This window comes from Rosenbergiella gaditana (genome assembly GCF_018494065.1).
GTDB classification, from domain to species: domain Bacteria; phylum Pseudomonadota; class Gammaproteobacteria; order Enterobacterales; family Enterobacteriaceae; genus Rosenbergiella; species Rosenbergiella gaditana.
This window is the reverse complement of record NZ_JABBFR010000017.1, coordinates 1-17,999: the sequence shown is the minus strand read 5'-3', so window position 1 is coordinate 17,999 and position 17,999 is coordinate 1. Positions and strand designations below refer to the sequence as shown.

Annotated in this window: 17 protein-coding genes, 1 rRNA gene, 1 pseudogene and 1 riboswitch; of the genes and pseudogenes, 7 read left to right on the top strand and 12 right to left on the bottom strand. The window is 44.9% G+C overall.

Features of this window, described 5'->3' with window-relative positions; genetic code table 11:
- Window positions 1–29 precede the first annotated feature (29 nt).
- Both HH682_RS11930 and HH682_RS16045 read left to right on the top strand, forming a co-directional pair.
- Window positions 30–281, top strand: a complete 252-nt coding sequence (locus tag HH682_RS11930; RefSeq protein WP_214237766.1) for a pyocin activator PrtN family protein — start codon at window positions 30–32, stop codon at window positions 279–281.
- Between the two features lie 438 nt (window positions 282–719).
- On the top strand, window positions 720–1,133 hold the full coding sequence (locus tag HH682_RS16045) for a hypothetical protein (protein WP_338049342.1): 414 nt from the start codon (window positions 720–722) through the stop codon (window positions 1,131–1,133).
- A 60-nt stretch (window positions 1,134–1,193) separates the two neighbouring features.
- Here the strand turns inward: HH682_RS16045 and HH682_RS11920 are convergent, their stop codons facing one another.
- Together HH682_RS11920 and HH682_RS11915 are read right to left on the bottom strand one after the other, a co-directional pair.
- The gene (locus tag HH682_RS11920; protein WP_214237765.1) at window positions 1,194–1,547 is read right to left on the bottom strand and encodes a putative T6SS immunity periplasmic lipoprotein; all 354 of its coding nucleotides are present in this window, start codon (window positions 1,545–1,547) and stop codon (window positions 1,194–1,196) included.
- On the bottom strand, window positions 1,544–2,062 hold the full coding sequence (locus HH682_RS11915) for a type IV secretion protein Rhs (protein WP_214237764.1): 519 nt from the start codon (window positions 2,060–2,062) through the stop codon (window positions 1,544–1,546). Before HH682_RS11915 ends, HH682_RS11920 begins: the two co-directional genes overlap by 4 nt.
- Window positions 2,063–2,230: 168 nt before the next feature.
- Here HH682_RS11915 and HH682_RS11910 point away from each other — a divergent pair.
- Window positions 2,231–2,383 (top strand): annotated as a pseudogene (locus tag HH682_RS11910) (IS5/IS1182 family transposase); the annotation flags it as partial.
- A gap of 509 nt (window positions 2,384–2,892) precedes the next feature.
- Window positions 2,893–3,420, top strand: a complete 528-nt coding sequence (zur, locus tag HH682_RS11905) for a zinc uptake transcriptional repressor Zur (protein ID WP_214237763.1) — start codon at window positions 2,893–2,895, stop codon at window positions 3,418–3,420.
- Window position 3,421: 1 nt separating this feature from the next.
- On the opposite strand, the gene dinF is transcribed toward zur, so the two are convergent.
- From dinF to HH682_RS11890, 3 genes are all read right to left on the bottom strand, one after another.
- Complete coding sequence (dinF, locus tag HH682_RS11900; protein ID WP_420826213.1) at window positions 3,422–4,753, bottom strand: MATE family efflux transporter DinF; 1,332 nt, start codon at window positions 4,751–4,753, stop codon at window positions 3,422–3,424.
- Between the two features lie 10 nt (window positions 4,754–4,763).
- Window positions 4,764–5,378 (bottom strand): transcriptional repressor LexA, encoded by a 615-nt coding sequence (gene lexA / locus HH682_RS11895; protein WP_214237762.1) that lies wholly within the window; start codon window positions 5,376–5,378, stop codon window positions 4,764–4,766.
- Window positions 5,379–5,466: 88 nt separating this feature from the next.
- Complete coding sequence (locus tag HH682_RS11890) at window positions 5,467–5,847, bottom strand: diacylglycerol kinase (RefSeq protein WP_214237761.1); 381 nt, start codon at window positions 5,845–5,847, stop codon at window positions 5,467–5,469.
- A 124-nt stretch (window positions 5,848–5,971) separates the two neighbouring features.
- Here HH682_RS11890 and plsB point away from each other — a divergent pair, with 124 nt between their 5' ends.
- Window positions 5,972–8,410 (top strand): glycerol-3-phosphate 1-O-acyltransferase PlsB, encoded by a 2,439-nt coding sequence (plsB, locus tag HH682_RS11885; RefSeq protein WP_214237830.1) that lies wholly within the window; start codon window positions 5,972–5,974, stop codon window positions 8,408–8,410.
- A 59-nt stretch (window positions 8,411–8,469) separates the two neighbouring features.
- Here plsB and ubiA read toward each other — a convergent pair whose 3' ends face one another.
- The 4 genes from ubiA to pgi form a co-directional block, all read right to left on the bottom strand.
- Window positions 8,470–9,351: a 4-hydroxybenzoate octaprenyltransferase gene (ubiA, locus tag HH682_RS11880; RefSeq protein WP_338049341.1), complete on the bottom strand. Its 882-nt coding sequence runs from the start codon at window positions 9,349–9,351 to the stop codon at window positions 8,470–8,472.
- Window positions 9,339–9,887, bottom strand: a complete 549-nt coding sequence (gene ubiC, locus HH682_RS11875) for a chorismate lyase (RefSeq protein ID WP_214237760.1) — start codon at window positions 9,885–9,887, stop codon at window positions 9,339–9,341. The genes ubiA and ubiC overlap by 13 nt, the downstream gene beginning before the upstream one ends.
- Before the next feature lie 84 nt (window positions 9,888–9,971).
- Window positions 9,972–10,391 (bottom strand): phosphate-starvation-inducible protein PsiE, encoded by a 420-nt coding sequence (psiE, locus tag HH682_RS11870; protein WP_214237759.1) that lies wholly within the window; start codon window positions 10,389–10,391, stop codon window positions 9,972–9,974.
- A gap of 136 nt (window positions 10,392–10,527) precedes the next feature.
- The gene (pgi, locus tag HH682_RS11865; protein WP_214237758.1) at window positions 10,528–12,174 is read right to left on the bottom strand and encodes a glucose-6-phosphate isomerase; all 1,647 of its coding nucleotides are present in this window, start codon (window positions 12,172–12,174) and stop codon (window positions 10,528–10,530) included.
- Between the two features lie 349 nt (window positions 12,175–12,523).
- Window positions 12,524–12,716: riboswitch (Lysine riboswitch) on the top strand.
- A gap of 77 nt (window positions 12,717–12,793) precedes the next feature.
- Between pgi and lysC the strand changes: the two genes are divergently transcribed.
- Entirely contained in the window at window positions 12,794–14,149 is a 1,356-nt protein-coding gene (lysC, locus tag HH682_RS11860; RefSeq protein ID WP_214237757.1) for a lysine-sensitive aspartokinase 3, read from the top strand.
- A gap of 12 nt (window positions 14,150–14,161) precedes the next feature.
- A complete protein-coding gene (panS, locus tag HH682_RS11855) occupies window positions 14,162–15,073 on the top strand; it encodes a ketopantoate/pantoate/pantothenate transporter PanS (RefSeq protein ID WP_214237828.1) in 912 nt (303 codons plus the stop codon).
- A 43-nt stretch (window positions 15,074–15,116) separates the two neighbouring features.
- On the opposite strand, the gene HH682_RS11850 is transcribed toward panS, so the two are convergent.
- The 3 genes from HH682_RS11850 to rrf form a co-directional block, all read right to left on the bottom strand.
- Window positions 15,117–16,736, bottom strand: a complete 1,620-nt coding sequence (locus HH682_RS11850) for a Na/Pi cotransporter family protein (protein ID WP_214237756.1) — start codon at window positions 16,734–16,736, stop codon at window positions 15,117–15,119.
- 88 nt (window positions 16,737–16,824) lie between these two features.
- Window positions 16,825–17,754, bottom strand: coding sequence for a homoserine O-acetyltransferase MetA (gene metA, locus HH682_RS11845; protein WP_214237755.1), 930 nt, complete (start codon window positions 17,752–17,754; stop codon window positions 16,825–16,827).
- Between the two features lie 167 nt (window positions 17,755–17,921).
- Window positions 17,922–17,999 (bottom strand): 5S ribosomal RNA (gene rrf, locus HH682_RS16215); the annotation flags it as partial.

Below are 17,999 nucleotides of genomic sequence, written 5' to 3'. Positions count from 1 at the left end.
ACCGTTGCAGCGGATAATGTGGAGAGAATATGAATACTATGTTTTTACTTATGGCAGAGTTTGAAACGACTACGATCCTGCTTTCCGATGTTTCAGAAAAATATCTTGGCATGCGCCCATCCACTGCTGACAAAAAAGCCATATTGGGTGAGTTACCTTTTCCAACTTTTAGGGTAGGAGTTGGGCAAAAGTCACCTAGAGTCATTCATGTAAATGATTTAGCTGAATACATTGATCTGAAAAGAAAGGAAGCGAAAGAAGATCTTCTAAGGATTAAATAAAAATCAACGGCACCCCTATAGCACCCCATAGATTTTTAACATCATGATTTTATTGGGGTGTCTATCCCATCCAACATCGGAGCAACGGAAAAACGGTTACTGGGGTATATTGGCGCTATGCCGCTGTTTACGCGGCTCTCAGTAGGTTTATTCAATTCTCTATTTTCGTGCATTTTGTTTCATTTTATCGTATTTTTTCTTTGTCAGCCCCCCACCAGCACTCCTAATGAATGGGGTGCTGAATGAAGGCGGAGGAAAATCATCGCTTACTATAGCATAGAAAAACGTCAACGCGCCGACGGTACTTTGAGGTACCGCTGTACCGTAGGTGTTAAAGAAAGTGGCGAATATCTATACAGAGAGAATCGCACATATAGCAAACAGGCTCATGCAAAAACGTGGAGTGCTAGCAGGGTTACTGAGCTGGAAAGAAATGGGGTGCCGATTACCAGCGATTTGAACAAAATGACTGTTGGAGATTTGCTAAGGCGCTACATCAATGATCCCAATCTCGGTGGGAAATCAGGTAGAACAAAACGGTATATACAGGATAGGTTGCTGAACTGCGATATTGCTGAAATCAAGCTTACTGAATTTTCAGCCAACCATGTTATTGATCACTGTCGATATAGAAGCTCCGCCGGTGCGGGCCCATCTACGGTTAATCACGATGTAAGTTATCTATCTTCTGTTCTGGCGTCTGAGGTACAGGCCCACCTGCGTGAAGGTAAGCTGACCTTTACCTTCAAGCTCATCAACCCGGAGCGCATGATCGAAGATGCTTTTAACTTTGTCGTTGAGAGTGTTAAAGCCGGTGTGACCGAAGCAACCGTCTACGATGCGCAAGCCTAATCTGATTATGGCAAACGCCCCTTTTACAAAGGGGCGTAAAACGAAAAGCGTTTAGTTCAACTATCCTTTCGTTGTATTAATGACGTACCAGTATTTATTTATTCTGAACTCGAAACGATATTTCTTTGAATTAATTTCATACAGAAGCGTATAATCTTCACTGGGTTTTAAATCCGCTGTTATGCATGTGTCAGGAAATTTCTTCGCTATGCCTGATTCAGCGACAAGAGGTTTAGAGTAACCATTAACAGATGAACTTAAATTATAATAATTCAAAATGTCACTGGATGATGCTTTGATACAAATAGAGTTTTTACTAACAATAGCATCGCCTTTTTCACGAAATACCAGACGATCACCTTCGCATCCCGAAAGAACAATAAATATCAAAAATGAGCATATAAATCTGGTCATCCAGGGAATCCCCCTAGTACGTTTTTGTATTTATCTGCGAGCTCTTTTTCTGAATGCTTAGAATTGTATTTTTTATAGCGAACCAGGCTTTCATTGTACTTAAATCCATGTCGGATAAGCAACCAATAATCAGATACAATACAAGCCTGCTGTTCCATCGGGTATTGGGATAACTTCCCCTTATCCAGATCATATTTATAGGTCACCGCCCATGAAACTAAACCGCGCATCCGAACATTCATTCCTCGCTGATGCTGTCTGACGTGCATCATCTCATGCAGAAATAAATGCTTCAATTCAATTGTCCCTAATGAGTAATCATCCCTGTATACGTTAGTTTCAAACCATATTTCGCCGTTCGGGGTCATCGCAGTGTTATTTTCCTGCATACCAAATGGCAAGTAGCTACCGTGATGAATCCATACCCGATTGTACTGGATGCTGTTACGGTATAGCTCAGTTGCCAGACGAATTTCACCTGAAGTTAATAATCGCAAACCACCTCTTTTAAGCATGAGGAATCCTTTCCACATAACCTCTATTCATTTCAGGTTAACCCTATAACACAAGGCAATTTTATGTCCACGATATTATGGCTTGATATAGAAACTTTCAGCGAAGTGCCCATAAAAAAAGTACCCATGCCTACGCCGAAAATATTGAGATCATGCTGTTTGCCTGGGCGATTGATAGGGGAAACGGCGATGTACAGGGTCAAACAGTTGTTGGGAGGTTCACTGACGCGGCGAGATTATAACGGACAGGTAGCGGAGGCCATGGTACTTGCACTGAACAACATGACAAAGGTAGGAATGCCAGAAAGCGTGCGTATCGCCTTAAACACAACCAACAACAGGGATACTTACCGGATATCTCATTTATACAACAAAGCCATGTGTGAGATAGAAATCGACGATAACCCTTTCAGCTAGAATAGCTTTTTCAAAATGGTTAACACGTCAAGAATGCCAATATCGATCATTTTCACTGGTTACTGAGCAGTGGAAAAGACGCTTAAACCACACAGCGAGTCAATTTCGCTATGACTCAAACCTGGCGTTTTCATTAACTCACAGAAAATTAATAAACGGCTTGGATGACTGGTCTATTTTAAAAAGAATAGTGCTTCATTCGCACGCTGAAGTTCATCACTAAGGTCATGCATGATCGGTAACTTCCTCGCTAGGAGCGATAATAATTTCTATAGGTCATTATAACTTAGTATACCGTAAGTTATTAATGGATAACCGGATCCCTTAACTGTTCGGGGTGGACTGCATGTTCTGCGCTTCATCAAAGATATGTGGTAGAATCTAGTCAACGAATTTAACGATTGAGGCGTTTTATGCAGCCATGTTCTGCTAAGAAAATAATCGCTGATGCTGAAAAACTGTGTATTCAGCGCGGTGTCCGATTAACCGCGCAACGCGCGGAAGTTTTGCGTTTGATGATTGAGCATCCTCACGCAATTAGCGCTTACGATCTACTTGATAAATTACGCATAAGTGAACCTCAAGCAAAACCACCAACCGTCTACAGAGCCTTGGATTTTTTGCTGGAGCAGGCCTTTATTCACCGTGTTGAATCAAATAATAGCTATGTGGTGTGTCCTCATTTCGATCACCCTTCACATACCTCAATGCTGTTAGTCTGCGATCAATGTGCATCAGTGACTGAAAGACCTGCGGAAGGAGTTGAAAAATGGATTAGGGAACAATCTACCGAGTCTGGATTCACTCTTCGTCATAGCATTATTGAAGCCCATGGATTGTGTCAGCAGTGTAGCGCCATTTTACAGTGTGAAGATCCAGAACATTGTCATCATGATCACCACAACATTGTAGAACCCAAACGCAAAGTAGGCCGAGCTTAGATTAGCGACTGAGATCGAACCAGCTATCTTGTCGCTGGTGTTGGAGCCATACATACCCTAGAGTCAGCCCACGCAGCGCTAAAAACACCATCAATGCTAACCAAAGACCATGGTTACCAATAATCGGCACAGATAAGAGTGTCAGCGCAAAACCAATGGCCGCAATCAACATGCTATTCCTCATTTCTCGGCCGCGCGTCGCGCCAACAAACAAGCCATCCAGTAGGTAACACCCAACACCCACCAGCGGGCAAATCGCCTGCCAAAACAGGTAATGGTTAGCCTCTTGCTGCAGTAAAGGGATCGAGGTCAGAAGGTTAACGATGCTTTGCCCCATGACGGCGTAAATACCACTCAATAGCAAAGCCACTGCAACTGCTTGCTTACAGGCTGAGTGCCATATTGCCTTTAATGAATCAGCATCCCTCGCGCCAAAGGCTTCACCAGAAACGGATTCGACTGCGTACGCAAAACCATCTAGCGCATAGGAAGTGAACGTCAAAAACATCAATAAAATAGCATTGACTGCTACGACATTCGTCCCCAATCGCGCCCCAATAATCGTAAAGCTAATGAGACAGAGTTGGAGTAGCAACGAGCGTAATAAAATATCGCGGTTAAGGCGGAAAAGTCGTGCTAGTCCCTGACCTAATTGCGACATTTGGGGTCTTAAAGAAAGGTTTCGCTGTTGAGCCGCTCGCCACACTAAATAAAGCCCTAATAGTAGGCTCGAGTATTCAGCGACCACTGTTGCCCACGCTGCACCGCTAACCGCATAGTGCCAGTGAAGGACCAACAGTAATTCCAAGATAATATTTACAGTGTTGCCACCGATCAGGAGTATTAACGGGGCTTTTGCGTACTGTACTCCTAACAGCCAGCCGAGAATCACCATATTTGCCAGGGTTGCAGGCGCGCTGAGCAAGCGAATGGAGAGAAAGAGAGCCGCTGGGTGGTGTGCTGCGTGTTGAGTTCCCATCACGCTAAGTATTAGCTTAGTGATTGGCTGATGAAATAGTGCGAAAACAATGCCTACCCCTACAGCTAGGATTAAGGGCTGGAAAAGGGCTTGTACTAATTTTTGCTGGTTTTTTTTGCCCCAAGCCTGCGCAGTTACCCCTGTAGTGCCCATTCTCAGAAATAGAAACAACATGAAAACGAAGCTGGTCACACTACTCCCAATCGCCACGCCCGCTAAGAAGACTTCGCTACTTAAGTGCCCGATGACCATGGTATCGACCAGCCCCAGTAGCGGCACTGAGATATTGGAAAGGATCATCGGCACCGCGAGTTGCCACAGTTTTTTATCCGTTACCGTCAATCGTCTCAGCATAAGGTCTTATCTATAGCCATTCGCCGTTACGAATAATCCCTACAGCTAATCCTTCAACCATTAAACTCTGTTGATGGGTATCGACAACAATCGGGCTGAAATCACTATTTTCGGGTAAAAGGTGTACCGTGCTACCCTCTTTTTTCCAACGTTTTACCGTCACTTCGTCGTCGATACGGGCAACCACAACTTGTCCATTGCGTACTTCTTGTGTCTTATGGACAGCGAGTAGATCTCCATCCATGATTCCGATATCTTTCATCGACATCCCACTCACTCGAAGCAAAAAGTCTGCATTCGGTTTAAATAGTGCCGGATCGACTTGGTAATGACTTTCAATATGTTCTTGCGCAAGGATAGGTTCACCCGCCGCAACGCGACCAATTAAGGGGAGACCTTCAAGTTCCGGCTCTTCCAGTAATAAGCGTAGGCCCCGTGAGGCTCCGGATACAATTTCAATCACACCTTTACGAGCGAGTGCTTTTAAGTGTTCTTCTGCCGCGTTAGGCGAGCGGAAACCTAGTTGCGAAGCAATCTCAGCTCGGGTCGGAGGCATGCCAGTCTGGTTAATATGATCACGAATCAGGTCATAAACCTGCTGTTGCCTTACTGTTAACGCTTTCATCCGACCCCCTGGTTGTTTATACAGTCTCTGTGAGTATATACAGGTATTTTATAAATAGAAACTAGCATCAAGGATAAATCGGTGGGGTTTATGGGAAATAATAGTGCCAACTCTCAATGAGTAAGACTATCCACACCGCCAATGACCAAAGTAGCGCCAGAAGAACTGCAGCAGACCCCATATCTTTAGCGCGTCCGGAAAGTGTGTGCCACTCTCCCCCAAAGCGATCCACAACCGCTTCGATCGCACTGTTTAGCAGTTCAACAATAATCACTAATACCATTGAGCCGATAAGTACTAGTTTGGCTAGAATGGATACCGGGAGAGCTAGCGCTATAAGCGTGCCAATTACTCCAAGAAGTGCTTCTTGCCGAAAGGCCGCCTCGTGCTGCCATGCGGCTTTAAAACCTTTCCATGAATAACCTGCTGCGTTAAAAATACGACGCAGCCCGGTAACTTGGTTAGTCATTAATCCTTTTCTCCCTTAAGAGCTGTGATACAGCCCGATATTACATTTCTACTGGACAGATCTTCGGAAACGTTTCTGTTATGATGATCGCGCTTTGCTCATTTAAGAGGCTATGAATTCATATATGTCAGGTTGGCGTGATTTACTTTATAAATTATTAAACTTACCCCTCTCTTTTATCGTTAAAAGTCGGGTAATTCCTGGAGATCCAGTCACTGAATTGGGTCTCGATTCAACGCGTCCTATTATGTACGTTTTCCCCTACGATTCCAAAACGGATTTGCTCGCATTGCGGACGCAATGCTTGAAGCATGACCTCCCCGATCCGTTAATTCCGATAGAGATAGATGGCGTACTATTACCTCGCTACGTGTTCATGCATGATGGACCACGCGTATTCCCCTCTTTTACACCAAATCAAGAGTCAGTGAAAATTTTCCATGACTATCTTGATCTGCATAAAAATAATCCTGCATTAGATGTCCAGTTAGTTCCTGTTTCAGTGATGTTTGGCCGTGCACCAGCCCGTGAAATTAACGGTGAACCGGGACCTTCTTTGCGTGAACTGAATGGATTACAAAAACTGTTTGCGGTGCTGTGGCTGGGCCGTGATAGCTTTGTGCGCTTCTCTGCAAAAGTCTCAATGCGCCAAATGGCCGACGAGCATGGTACCGATAAGTCGATTGCACAAAAATTAGCGCGAGTTGCACACATCCATTTTTCACGCCAACGGTTAGCAGCAGTAGGTCCAAGTTTACCCGCTCGCCAACAACTGTTTAATAAGCTTCTTCAATCCCCTGCCATTGCGAAAGCGGTCGAAGATGAAGCGCGTTCTAAAAAAATCACTCATGATGAAGCGCAGAAGAATGCGGTCGAGATGATGGAAGAGATTGCTGCTGACTTTACCTACGAGGCCATTCGGATTACTGACCGTATAATGAGCTGGTTATGGAGCCGTTTGTATAAAGGCATTACAGTAAATGGGGGCGAACGTATTCGCCAATTGGCTCAAGATGGGCATGAACTGGTTTATGTACCTTGCCATCGCAGTCATATGGATTACCTTCTACTTTCCTATGTACTGTACCACCAAGGCTTAGTACCGCCACATATCGCAGCCGGGATTAACCTTAACTTTTGGCCAGCCGGCCCTATCTTCCGTCATCTTGGGGCTTTCTTTATTCGTCGGACCTTTAAGGGAAATAAGCTCTATTCCACGGTTTTCCGTGAATATTTAGGCGAGTTATTTAGCCGCGGGTATTCGGTTGAGTATTTCGTTGAAGGGGGACGTTCTCGTACCGGTCGCTTACTGGACCCTAAGACGGGTACCCTAACCATGACATTACAGGCTATGTTACGCGGTACCAATCGCCCTATTACCTTAGTCCCGATTTATATTGGCTATGAGCATGTTATGGAAGTCGCTACCTACGCCAAAGAATTAAGAGGAGCGACCAAGGAAAAAGAAGGCTTCTTACAAATGATCCGTGGGTTAAGAAAACTGCGTAATCTCGGTGAAGGCTTTGTTAACTTCGGTGAACCGCTACCTCTCAATACCTATCTTAACCAGCATGTTCCAAACTGGCGTGATGATATTGACCCCATTGAAGTTCAGCGCCCAACATGGTTGACCCCAGCAGTAAACGATATTGCGGAACAGGTAATGACCCGTATTAACAACGCAGGGGCGGCGAATGCGATGAATCTATGCGTGACGGCGTTATTAGCTTCACGTCAACGCTCCCTAACCCGTGAGCAGCTACTTGATCAGCTTACCTGTTACAGCGAATTATTGCGTAATGTTCCTTACTCTTCGGAATCTACCCTGCCTGACATGACTCCGCAGGAGCTTCTTGATCATGCTCTTGAGATGAATAAGTTCTCAATTGAGCAAGATACATTGGGCGAGATCATTGTACTGCCTAGAGAGCAAGCAGTACTAATGACCTATTACCGTAATAATATTCATCACCTTTTAGTTTTACCTTCTTTGTTGGCCAGCATCATTCTGCAGCATAAGTCGCTGACTTATGATGAGTTATTTAAGCAAGTTAAACTGATTTATCCAATGCTTAAGCGTGAGCTGTTCTTACATTGGAGCGATGAGCAACTAGAGCCAACCATCAAGCTATTGCTTAATGAATTGTGTCGTCAGGCGCTGATTACAGAATCCGAAAATATTGTTGCCGCCACCTCAGCACAGAGGTATCGCACTCTACAGCTTCTCGCAGCAGGTGTGCGTGAAACGCTGCAGCGTTATGCCATAACCTTTACGATTCTTAGCGCTAAACCTGCCATTAACCGCGGCACCCTCGAAAAAGAGAGTCGAACGCTCGCCCAGCGCTTATCCGTTCTACATGGTATTAATGCACCGGAGTTTTTCGATAAAGCGGTGTTCACGGGCTTGGTTTTAACTTTACGTGACGAAGGCTATATCAGCGATCGTGATGATGCAGATATCGATAAATCAATTGTGATGCGTAACCTACTGCTGAATTTGATGAATCGCGATGTTAGGCAGACGATTGAAAATTCAGATAATATTCTGCCTGATAATAGCTAAAAATCAGACACAAAAAAGGCGACCTCACTCTTGGTCGCCTTTTTTTATCAATACCTGGTTTACATCAGATTAATAAAAGGCAGGATATTTAAAATCACTCCGGCAAAAATCACTAACCCGACATAATTATTATTTAAGAAAGCTTGGAAACAGGCTCCACGCTCACGATGGTAGATAAGCTTCTGCTGCCATACAAAGAGTATTGCCGCTACCACTAATCCACCGTAATAAAAGACATTGAGCTGGAGCAACCGACCCACTAATACCAGCAAAAAGAGTGTACTGAACTGCAACAACCCAATAATAGTACGATCATGCCGACCAAAAAGAATGGCTGTTGATTTTACCCCAATCTTAAGATCATCGTTACGATCCACCATCGCGTATTGAGTATCATAGGCGACAGTCCAGCAGATATTGGCAAAAAAGAGCAGCCAACACACGCTAGGTAAGGTTTCCGTTACTGCTGCCCACGACATCGGTATCGCCCACCCAAAAGCCGCACCTAACACAACTTGCGGTAAGTGGGTATAGCGCTTCATGAAGGGATAAATTGATGCAAGAATAACACCTCCAATAGAGAGGGCGATCGTCATACCATTCATGGTCAGTACTAATAAGAATGAGCAAAGTACCAAGACTAAAAATAATACTTTAGCTTCTTTAGCCGTCACTCGACCACTGGCTAGGGGGCGATGCTTAGTCCGCTCTACGTGTCCATCAATATGACGATCGGCATAGTCATTCACCACACACCCAGCCGCCCGCATAAAGATGACGCCTAAGGTAAATACAATGAGTACCGAGAGTGGTGGAAATGACATACCCGATAGCCATAAGGCCCAAAACGTTGGCCAAAGTAAAAGAAGTGTGCCGATTGGCTTATCTAGCCGCATTAATTGCAGGTAAGCTTTTATTTTTGATGAGGTTACAGAGCGCACGGTAAAGATCCTGTTGCCAATAGCGGGTAAAGTGGTGACGCGGGTAAAAACATTTCTGTCACTAATAGCGGTTTTCCTGCGAGGCGTAACAGTGAGCGTCTAGCCCATAACCCACTAATCATGCCGGGTGTCAGAAAATCTCGGCATAATGATGATGTTTGAAATAAATAATGTCCTAGCGGTCGTGTGCCTAAGGCCATTAATGCGGCTTCAGGGCCTTGTAAGGTGCTTTCAGGAATAACAGTTCTGCCCGCTAACCAAGGTTTACCGTCCACTATAAGTTGTACTTCTCGCAACCAAAAACGCTGTTTCCCCGCTTGGTCGACGACTAAACAATACTCTTCGGCCGTCAGCGCATGCTCAGGAAAGAATCCTTCTTTGACGACCCTAACCTCTAGTTTCTGACAATAGGCTTCTAATCGTGCTGTCATAGAAGATTCATCCACCAGCCATGAATGAATATCTGGCGTACATTCGCCGTCGATAAGGGCGCGAAAGTTATGGGTCATTAATTGCTGCATTGAGTGGTCATGCATGAAATGCTTCCAAATTAACCTAGGAATGTCGTTAATCATAACAGAGTATCCGTTAATCTTCTGCCGACTCGCGTGGCTTTACGGCTACTCTCTTTTTAGTCGTCGGCTATTCGCTAACCAAAGCGTCACCACCAAAACCAAGATTGCCGCAGAATAGATCAGGGTATCCAATGGGTTTTTGTGATCAACAATAATTAAGCGAACAATTGCGGTAATACCAATGTAGATAAAGTAGCGTAATGGAAAGTGATACCCAGATAAGAAGTACTTGATTATTAGCGCGATAAACTCAAAATAGAGAAAATAGATGACAATCCCTTCAATCAATAAGTAGGCAGATTGCTCTTCGCCTCGGTGAAACAGTACTGCCACTAGGTTAACCGTCTCTTTGCCTAAAAACACAGCCAAAATCCCAGCTAACACGATGAGGCCGATATTCAATACCCACTGTAAAAAGTTTGCAATCGCTCGCGGAACTCTTGGTGTAACAACTTGATCATTCATTATTTTTACTCATTTTTATGATAGGAGAGCTAAAATAATAATGCTTTAATGTGACAGATATCTCAATAAATACCGTTTTTTATCAGTAAATAAAAAAGCGGCTCAATAGCCGCTTTTATGCTTCTTAGCCCAAAACTTAACGCCAAGATTTATATTGGTTGATTAGCCCATTTGTCGAACTATCATGGGAGTCAATCCTATCCTCGACTTTCAACTCAGGAAGGATGCGGTTCGCCAGTTGTTTCCCTAACTCAACGCCCCACTGATCGAAGGTGAAAATGTTGAGTATTGCGCCTTGGGTGAAGATTTTATGCTCATACATCGCAATGAGAGCACCAAGGCTGTAAGGCGTAATTTCTTTGAGCAAGATGGAGTTAGTCGGACGATTCCCCTCAAAGACTTTAAACGGCACGATGTGCGCAACGTCTTGCGCAGATTTCCCTGCGTCAGCGAACTCTTTCTCCACCGCCTCTTTAGATTTACCAAAGGCGAGTGCCTCAGTTTGAGCAAAGAAGTTAGAGAGTAGCTTGTCGTGGTGATCGCTCAGGGGATTATGCGTAACGGCAGGTGCGATAAAATCGCAAGGGATCATTTTGGTCCCTTGATGGATCAATTGGTAGAAAGCGTGCTGGCCATTGGTACCCGGCTCCCCCCAAATAATCGGGCCAGTTTGGTAATCAACAGGATGCCCATCGCGGTCGACATATTTGCCGTTCGATTCCATATTACCTTGCTGGAAATAGGCGGCAAAACGGTGAAGATACTGATCATAAGGAAGGATAGCCTCCGTTTCAGCACCAAAGAAGTTGTTATACCACAGACCAATCAGTGCCAAGGTAACCGGTAAGTTCTTCTCTACTGGCGTTTGGGCGAAGTAATTATCCATCGCATGTGCACCAGACAAGAGCTGCTCAAAGTTTTCAAAACCAATAGAGAGCGCGATTGACAGACCAATCGCGGACCAGAGTGAATAACGTCCACCTACCCAGTCCCAAAACTCAAACATGTTATCGGTATCAATTCCGAACTCACTGACTGCTGAACTGTTGGTCGAAAGCGCGGCAAAGTGTTTCGCGACGTGCTGATCATCACCGGCTTTAGCCAAAAACCAGTCACGCGCACTATGCGCATTAGTCATAGTCTCTTGAGTAGTGAATGTTTTGGACGCTACAAGGAAAAGTGTGGTTTCTGGGTTAAGTGGTTTTAACGTCTCGGCAATATGTGTCCCATCAACATTCGAGACAAAGTGCATCGATAGGTGATTTTTATAGGGTTTTAATGCTTCAGTTACCATATAAGGACCTAGGTCGGAACCGCCGATACCGATGTTGACTACATCAGTAATCGCTTTTCCAGTATAACCTTTCCATTCGCCGCTGATAATACGCGCTGAAAATTGTTTCATTTTTTCCAGTACCGCGTTGACTTCTGGCATCACATCTTTGCCATCCACCCTAATTGGCGTGTTACTACGGTTACGTAGCGCAATATGAAGAACGGCACGATCTTCTGTACGGTTAATTTTCTCACCAGCGAACATGGACTTGATCGCGCCGGATAAATCACACTCCTTAGCCAAGCTCAATAGCTTGTCCAAGGTTTCTTGGGTGATACGGTTTTTAGAGTAGTCGACGAGAATTTTATCTTCGAAGGTTGTCGAAAAATGAGCAAAACGCTGGGGATCTTGAGCAAATAGTGAGGCAATGTCCGTTTCGTTAATTGTTTGAAAATGCTGTTCTAAGGCTTTCCATGCTGCTGTTTGTGTAGGGTTAATATTTTTCATAACAACACTCTTAGTTAGTTAATAAACTGTCGACAGAAACACAACACACACTGTATACCAGTATCGCGTCAATGCTTGGGTTGAAATTTCACACTCCGGTGCAACCGTTCCCATCTTGAACGAAAATGAATGAGATAACCATAGTCTTACCACTCGGATGCCACCTGATTATCACCTACTCTAGAACTTCCGACCCTGGGAGATTTGCTAGGAGGTGCTATTTAGTTATGGAGAGAATAGCGAGCAACCGAGTAATAATGAAACTTTACTAATTAATTTCTGTGATAGACGATTTAGCGTTGACAGTATCGATATTAAACGATATTTCTACTTAGCGGCGTTCTATCGTTGCATCAGAAGAGGCGCGTCACCCAGGCAGTATGTCAGAGAATCCGTGTTCAATGACGACATATCAGGGGGAGTGACGCCGAGACGGTAAACATGCGGGCTGTTTATTTGTCGGCTACGGGGGCTGAATCCCTTGAGTTGTCACCAATACATCAATTGATGTGAATGACGTTAGGTGGGGGGCTTCTGAGTAGAGAACAGGTAGACTGTATCTTTATCCCTCACCTAAAATGAAATGTTTATTTATTTTTTAGAATCGAGGGTGTTAAGCATGTCCCAATCCACATTCATTGTGGCAAAATTCGGTGGTACCAGCGTTGCTGATTTCGAAGCAATGTCCCGCAGTGCCGATATTGTTCTCAGTCATCCAGACGTTAAACTCGTTGTACTCTCTGCATCTGCCGGGATTACCAATATTCTGGTTGAACTCGCCTCAGGTCAAGAAACCGCTCGCCGTGCTTTTTTACTTGATGAAGTGCGACGTATTCAGTATGCGATTGTCGATAATCTGAGTAGCGCCGATGTTGTCCGTGATGAAATTGATCGCATCCTCGAAAGCATCACAACGTTATCTGAAGCCGCATCACTCGCGACATCCTTAGCACTTACCGATGAACTCGTTAGCCACGGTGAGCTGATGTCGACACTGTTGTTTACCGAGCTTATTCGTGAGAGAAACGTCGCCGTGAAGTGGTTTGATGTACGTAAAGTGATGCGTACTAGTGACCGTTTTGGCAGTGCAGAACCTGAACTTAAAATCTTGGGGGAGCTCGCTACCCAATACCTTGCTCCACTCCTGAATGATAATCTCGTCATCACTCAAGGTTTCATTGGCAGTGAAGGAAAAGGGCGAACGACTACGTTAGGCCGCGGGGGAAGTGATTATACTGCAGCCTTACTTGGTGAGGCCTTACAAGCAAGCCGTATCGATATTTGGACGGATGTTACAGGAATTTTCTCTACCGATCCGCGAGTGGTTCCCACCGCAAAACGTATTGCAGAAATCTCATTTGAAGAGGCCGCTGAAATGGCGACCTTTGGCGCAAAAGTTCTACATCCCGCCACACTGCTTCCCGCAGTACGCAACAATATCCCGGTCTTTGTTGGCTCGAGTAAAGCCCCTGATGATGGCGGCACTTTCGTCTATCATGAAACTAACGAGAAGCCTCTTTTTAGAGCCCTCACATTGCGCCGACGCCAAACATTATTAACTCTACATAGTTTGAAGATGCTGCACGCCCGTGGGTTCTTAGCGGAAGTGTTCGCCGTACTTGCTCGCCATAATATTTCGGTTGATTTGATTACCACCTCAGAAGTCAGTATTGCCTTAACCCTAGATACCACTGATACCAGTAGCCAAGCCCGTGGTTTATTAACTCAAGCGTTACTGACTGAATTATCGGCATTATGCCGTGTGGAGGTTGAGGAAAATTTATCTTTAGTGGCGCTGATCGGTAATAAACTGTCGCAATCTCCTGGAGTGGGAAAAGAGGTATTTGGTGTACTATCCGCCTTTAATCTGCGTTTAATTTGCTATGGTGCAAGCGAACATAACCTCTGTTTCTTGCTACCCAGTAACGATGCAGAAGCCGCGGTACAAACGCTTCACCGACATCTCTTTGAATAAGGAATTTTAGTGATGTTAGCCATGGTGACACGGTTGTTCCCCTTATGGGCAGTAGCGTTATCTGCGGTCGCCTATTGGCGGCCGATAGGCTTTACTGCAATAGGTCCTTGGGTCAGCGAACTATTAATGCTTATTATGTTTGGTATGGGTGTTACGTTAAGTTTCGATGACTTTCGTCGGGTACTGAACCGGCCCGCGCCGGTTTTGGCAGGGACATTTCTACACTATCTTGTTATGCCGGCTGCCGCTTATGGGTTATCTAAGATAATGCATATGCCTGCTGATCTCGCCGCAGGAATGATATTGGTCGGCAGTGTAGCCAGTGGTACAGCGTCAAATGTGATGATTTATCTGGCTAAGGGCGATGTCGCCTTATCGGTAACGATTTCTTCGGTATCGGCATTAGTCGGGGTAGTCGCGACCCCATTGCTGACCCGTTTATATGTCGACACCCATATTCAAGTCGATATTACCGGTATGTTGTGGAGTATCATAAAGATAGTCCTAATTCCCATTGGTCTCGGGTTGATTGTGCATCATCGCTGCAAAAAATTCGTTGACCGGATTGAGCCTTATTTACCCACCCTGTCAATGGTCGCGATTTTACTAATCATTGCTGCGGTGGTCGCTGGAAGCCAACACTATATCTCCAGTGTTGGCTTCACCGTGGTTATCGCCGTGACCCTGCATAATGCCATTGGGCTGATAGCAGGATATTGGGGCGGTAAACTGTTTGGCTTTAATGAGTCCGTTTGTCGTACCCTTGCCCTTGAAGTGGGGATGCAAAACTCTGGACTTGCAGCAACCTTAGGTAAACTCTATTTCTCGCCTCTGGCTGCACTACCTGGCGCGCTTTTCTCAGTCTGGCATAACATTTCCGGATCACTATTGTCCGGTTATTGGTCAGGAAAGAAAACCTCCTAGGGCGTTCTCAGGCTCGACAACCTTTTGCTGTCGAGCCTTCGCTTTATTCTTCATCCGCCTCACGGTGGTCCAGTACTCCGTATGCCACCGAGCAAAATAGAGAATTCAATCTTTTCATTTCTCCCAGTAACCCCAAATGCAGGGAACTGGTCTCAAGGCTTTGTTTATTTTGGTGCGATAATCGCTCAACATGAGTCAATGAGTAACGCTGAGTCAGTCGACGAAAATGATGTTTAGAACGGCGTAAACGTCGGGCAGCGTCAAGATCCTGCGAAATAAAGACAGAGAGACTGAGCTGTAAATTTTCCAGCAGATTATCGTATAAGATTTTTAGCTCTTCTAAACCCTCAGTGGAAAATGGTTTCTGGTTCGCCAGTGATTTTGCAGCGACATCCACAGTCATCGTCTCAAGAATATCCCCTGCCTGTTCTAAATTAACTGCCGTATTAAAGATCTCCGCCCAACGTTCAGATTCTTGCTGCTGAAGGTCCTCTTTGGGAATTTGTGCCAAATAGAGTTTAATTCCGGTATACAAGGCATCGACCTCGTCGTCATAACGCGTAACTATCTTCTCTTCGCCTTGCTGCCCCTGAAAAGCACGCTTGAGGCTAACCATCATCTTTTCAATGATGTCCCCCATACGCAGTGTTTCTCTGGCAGCATTAACGAGTGCTAAGGAGGGAGTATCAAGCGCCGCCCGGTCTAAATATCTTGTGGTACATTTTTCTGAATCGTGATGACCTGTCGGGATCCAGCGCTGACATAAACTCGCCATTTTTTCTGTCAGAGGCAGTAGCAGCAAACAACGAACCACATTATAAAAAACATGAAATAAGATCACTAAATTCGCACTGGAAACAGTTAACTTATCGAGTTGGTGTGCAAAGATACCAATAAAAGGTAATACGACCACGGCTCCCATCAGCTTGAAGAGTAGGCTACCCAATGCGACTTGTTTACTTTCTACACTCGCTTTACCACTATTCAGTAACGCTAAAATGCCACTACCAATGTTAGCGCCAACCACTAAGCAAAGTGCGACTTTCAGTGCAATCACCTCTGTTGTCGTCAGCGTTGCGGTGATCAGTACCGCAGCAAGGCTGGAGTAACTGACCATAGCGAAGAAGGCACCGACCAGTGCATCCAACAATATATCCCCAGTCAGGGAGGAGAATAGGATCTGTACCCCCGCGGCATGAGTGATAGGTCGAGAGGCTTCGACAATCAGCTGTAAAGCGAGAAGTATGAGTCCAAGACCAATACAGGTATGGCCAATTTGTCCCGCTCGGCTCTGTTTACGACTAATAAAAAGTATGACACCAATAAAAATAAACAATGGGGAAAGCCATGAGAGATCGTAGGTCAGCACGCGAGCCATCAGCGCAGTACCGACATCCGCCCCAAGAATCACAGTTAATGCTGGAGTTAAGGTCATCAGATTCTGTGCGACAAAGGAGGTAACCAGTAACGTCGTGGCATTACTGCTTTGTACTAAAGCTGTGACACCTATCCCGGCCAAAAAAGCAAAAGGCTTTTTTTCCACGCTACGGCTCAATACGCGTCGTAAGTCTGCGCCAAACACACGCATTATGCCTGAGCGTACGATCTGAGTTCCCCATACTAATAGGGCTATCGCGGCCAATAAATTGAGTAATATAAGCATTTCGCCCCGCTTTATCGTTACTATTATGCGTAAAAGCGTAGACGAAAATTACGATCAAACAACCTTAAGAGCGCGTCGCGTTAACCCATTATTCTAAAGTGGGATTCATCTCTCGAAGGTCGAAAGGCGTGATTTGGTATACGTAATAATTGAGCCAGTTAGCGAAAAGTAAGTGCCCGTGACTTCTCCATGTCGCTTTAGGTTTATTGGCGGGATTATTATCTGGAAAATAATTATCAGGCAAGATCGGTAATAGTCCGGCTTCGCTATCGCGAAAAAATTCTGAAGCCAAGGTACCAGCATCATATTCAGGATGACCCGTCACTAGTACCAATCGCTTATCTCGGGATGCCATGAGATAAGCCCCGGCTTGTTCAGAGCTGGCTAAGATATCTAAATCAGTGTGTGTTTCAATCATATCGACTGGAAAGGCGGCATAGCGGGAATGCGGAGCAAGAAAGATTTCATCAAACCCCCGAGTTAGCAAGGCATGAGGCTCTAAATTCAGATGCTCATAAACGCCTGATATTTTTTCTTCTAAGGTTTTTTTAGGGACATTATAAAGAATATTTAAAGCCGCTTGCACTGCCCAGCATACACACAGCGTTGAAGTAACGTGCTTTTTCGCCCAGCTCAATACCTCACTGATCTGTGGCCAATAGGCAACATCATCGAAATCGACTAAGCCTAATGGTGCCCCCGTAATAATAAGTCCATCGTAATTCTCATCCTTGATGTCTTCAAAGTTACGATAAAAGGTATTGAGGTGCTCTGTTGGCGTATTACGTGATGCTCTATTATCAATACGCAAAAGTTGAATATCGAGTTGCAACGGAGAATTAGATAATAGACGCAGAAATTGATTTTCCGTCTCAATTTTTTTTGGCATTAAGTTTAGGATCAGTACCTTTAATGGGCGAATATTTTGGAGATGTGCGCGTGTATCAGTCATAACAAACACATTTTCATTACGCAAAAGATTCACTGCAGGAAGCTCATCAGGGACTTTAATCGGCATAACCCTTAATCCTCAAAACTCAATTTAGACGTCCAGATAGCCAATATATCGCGGTAGCGATAACCTGTCGAGTAATGGAAGAGGTAGGTGAAATAATTTCAGCTTAGCTTAGAATAAAAAGAGAAAAGCAAAAAGGCCACCTATAAAGGTGGCCTTTTTTAAAAGGATCCTGGCAGTTCCCTACTCTCGCATGGGGAGACCCCACACTACCATCGGCGCTACGGCGTTTCACTTCTGAGTTCGGC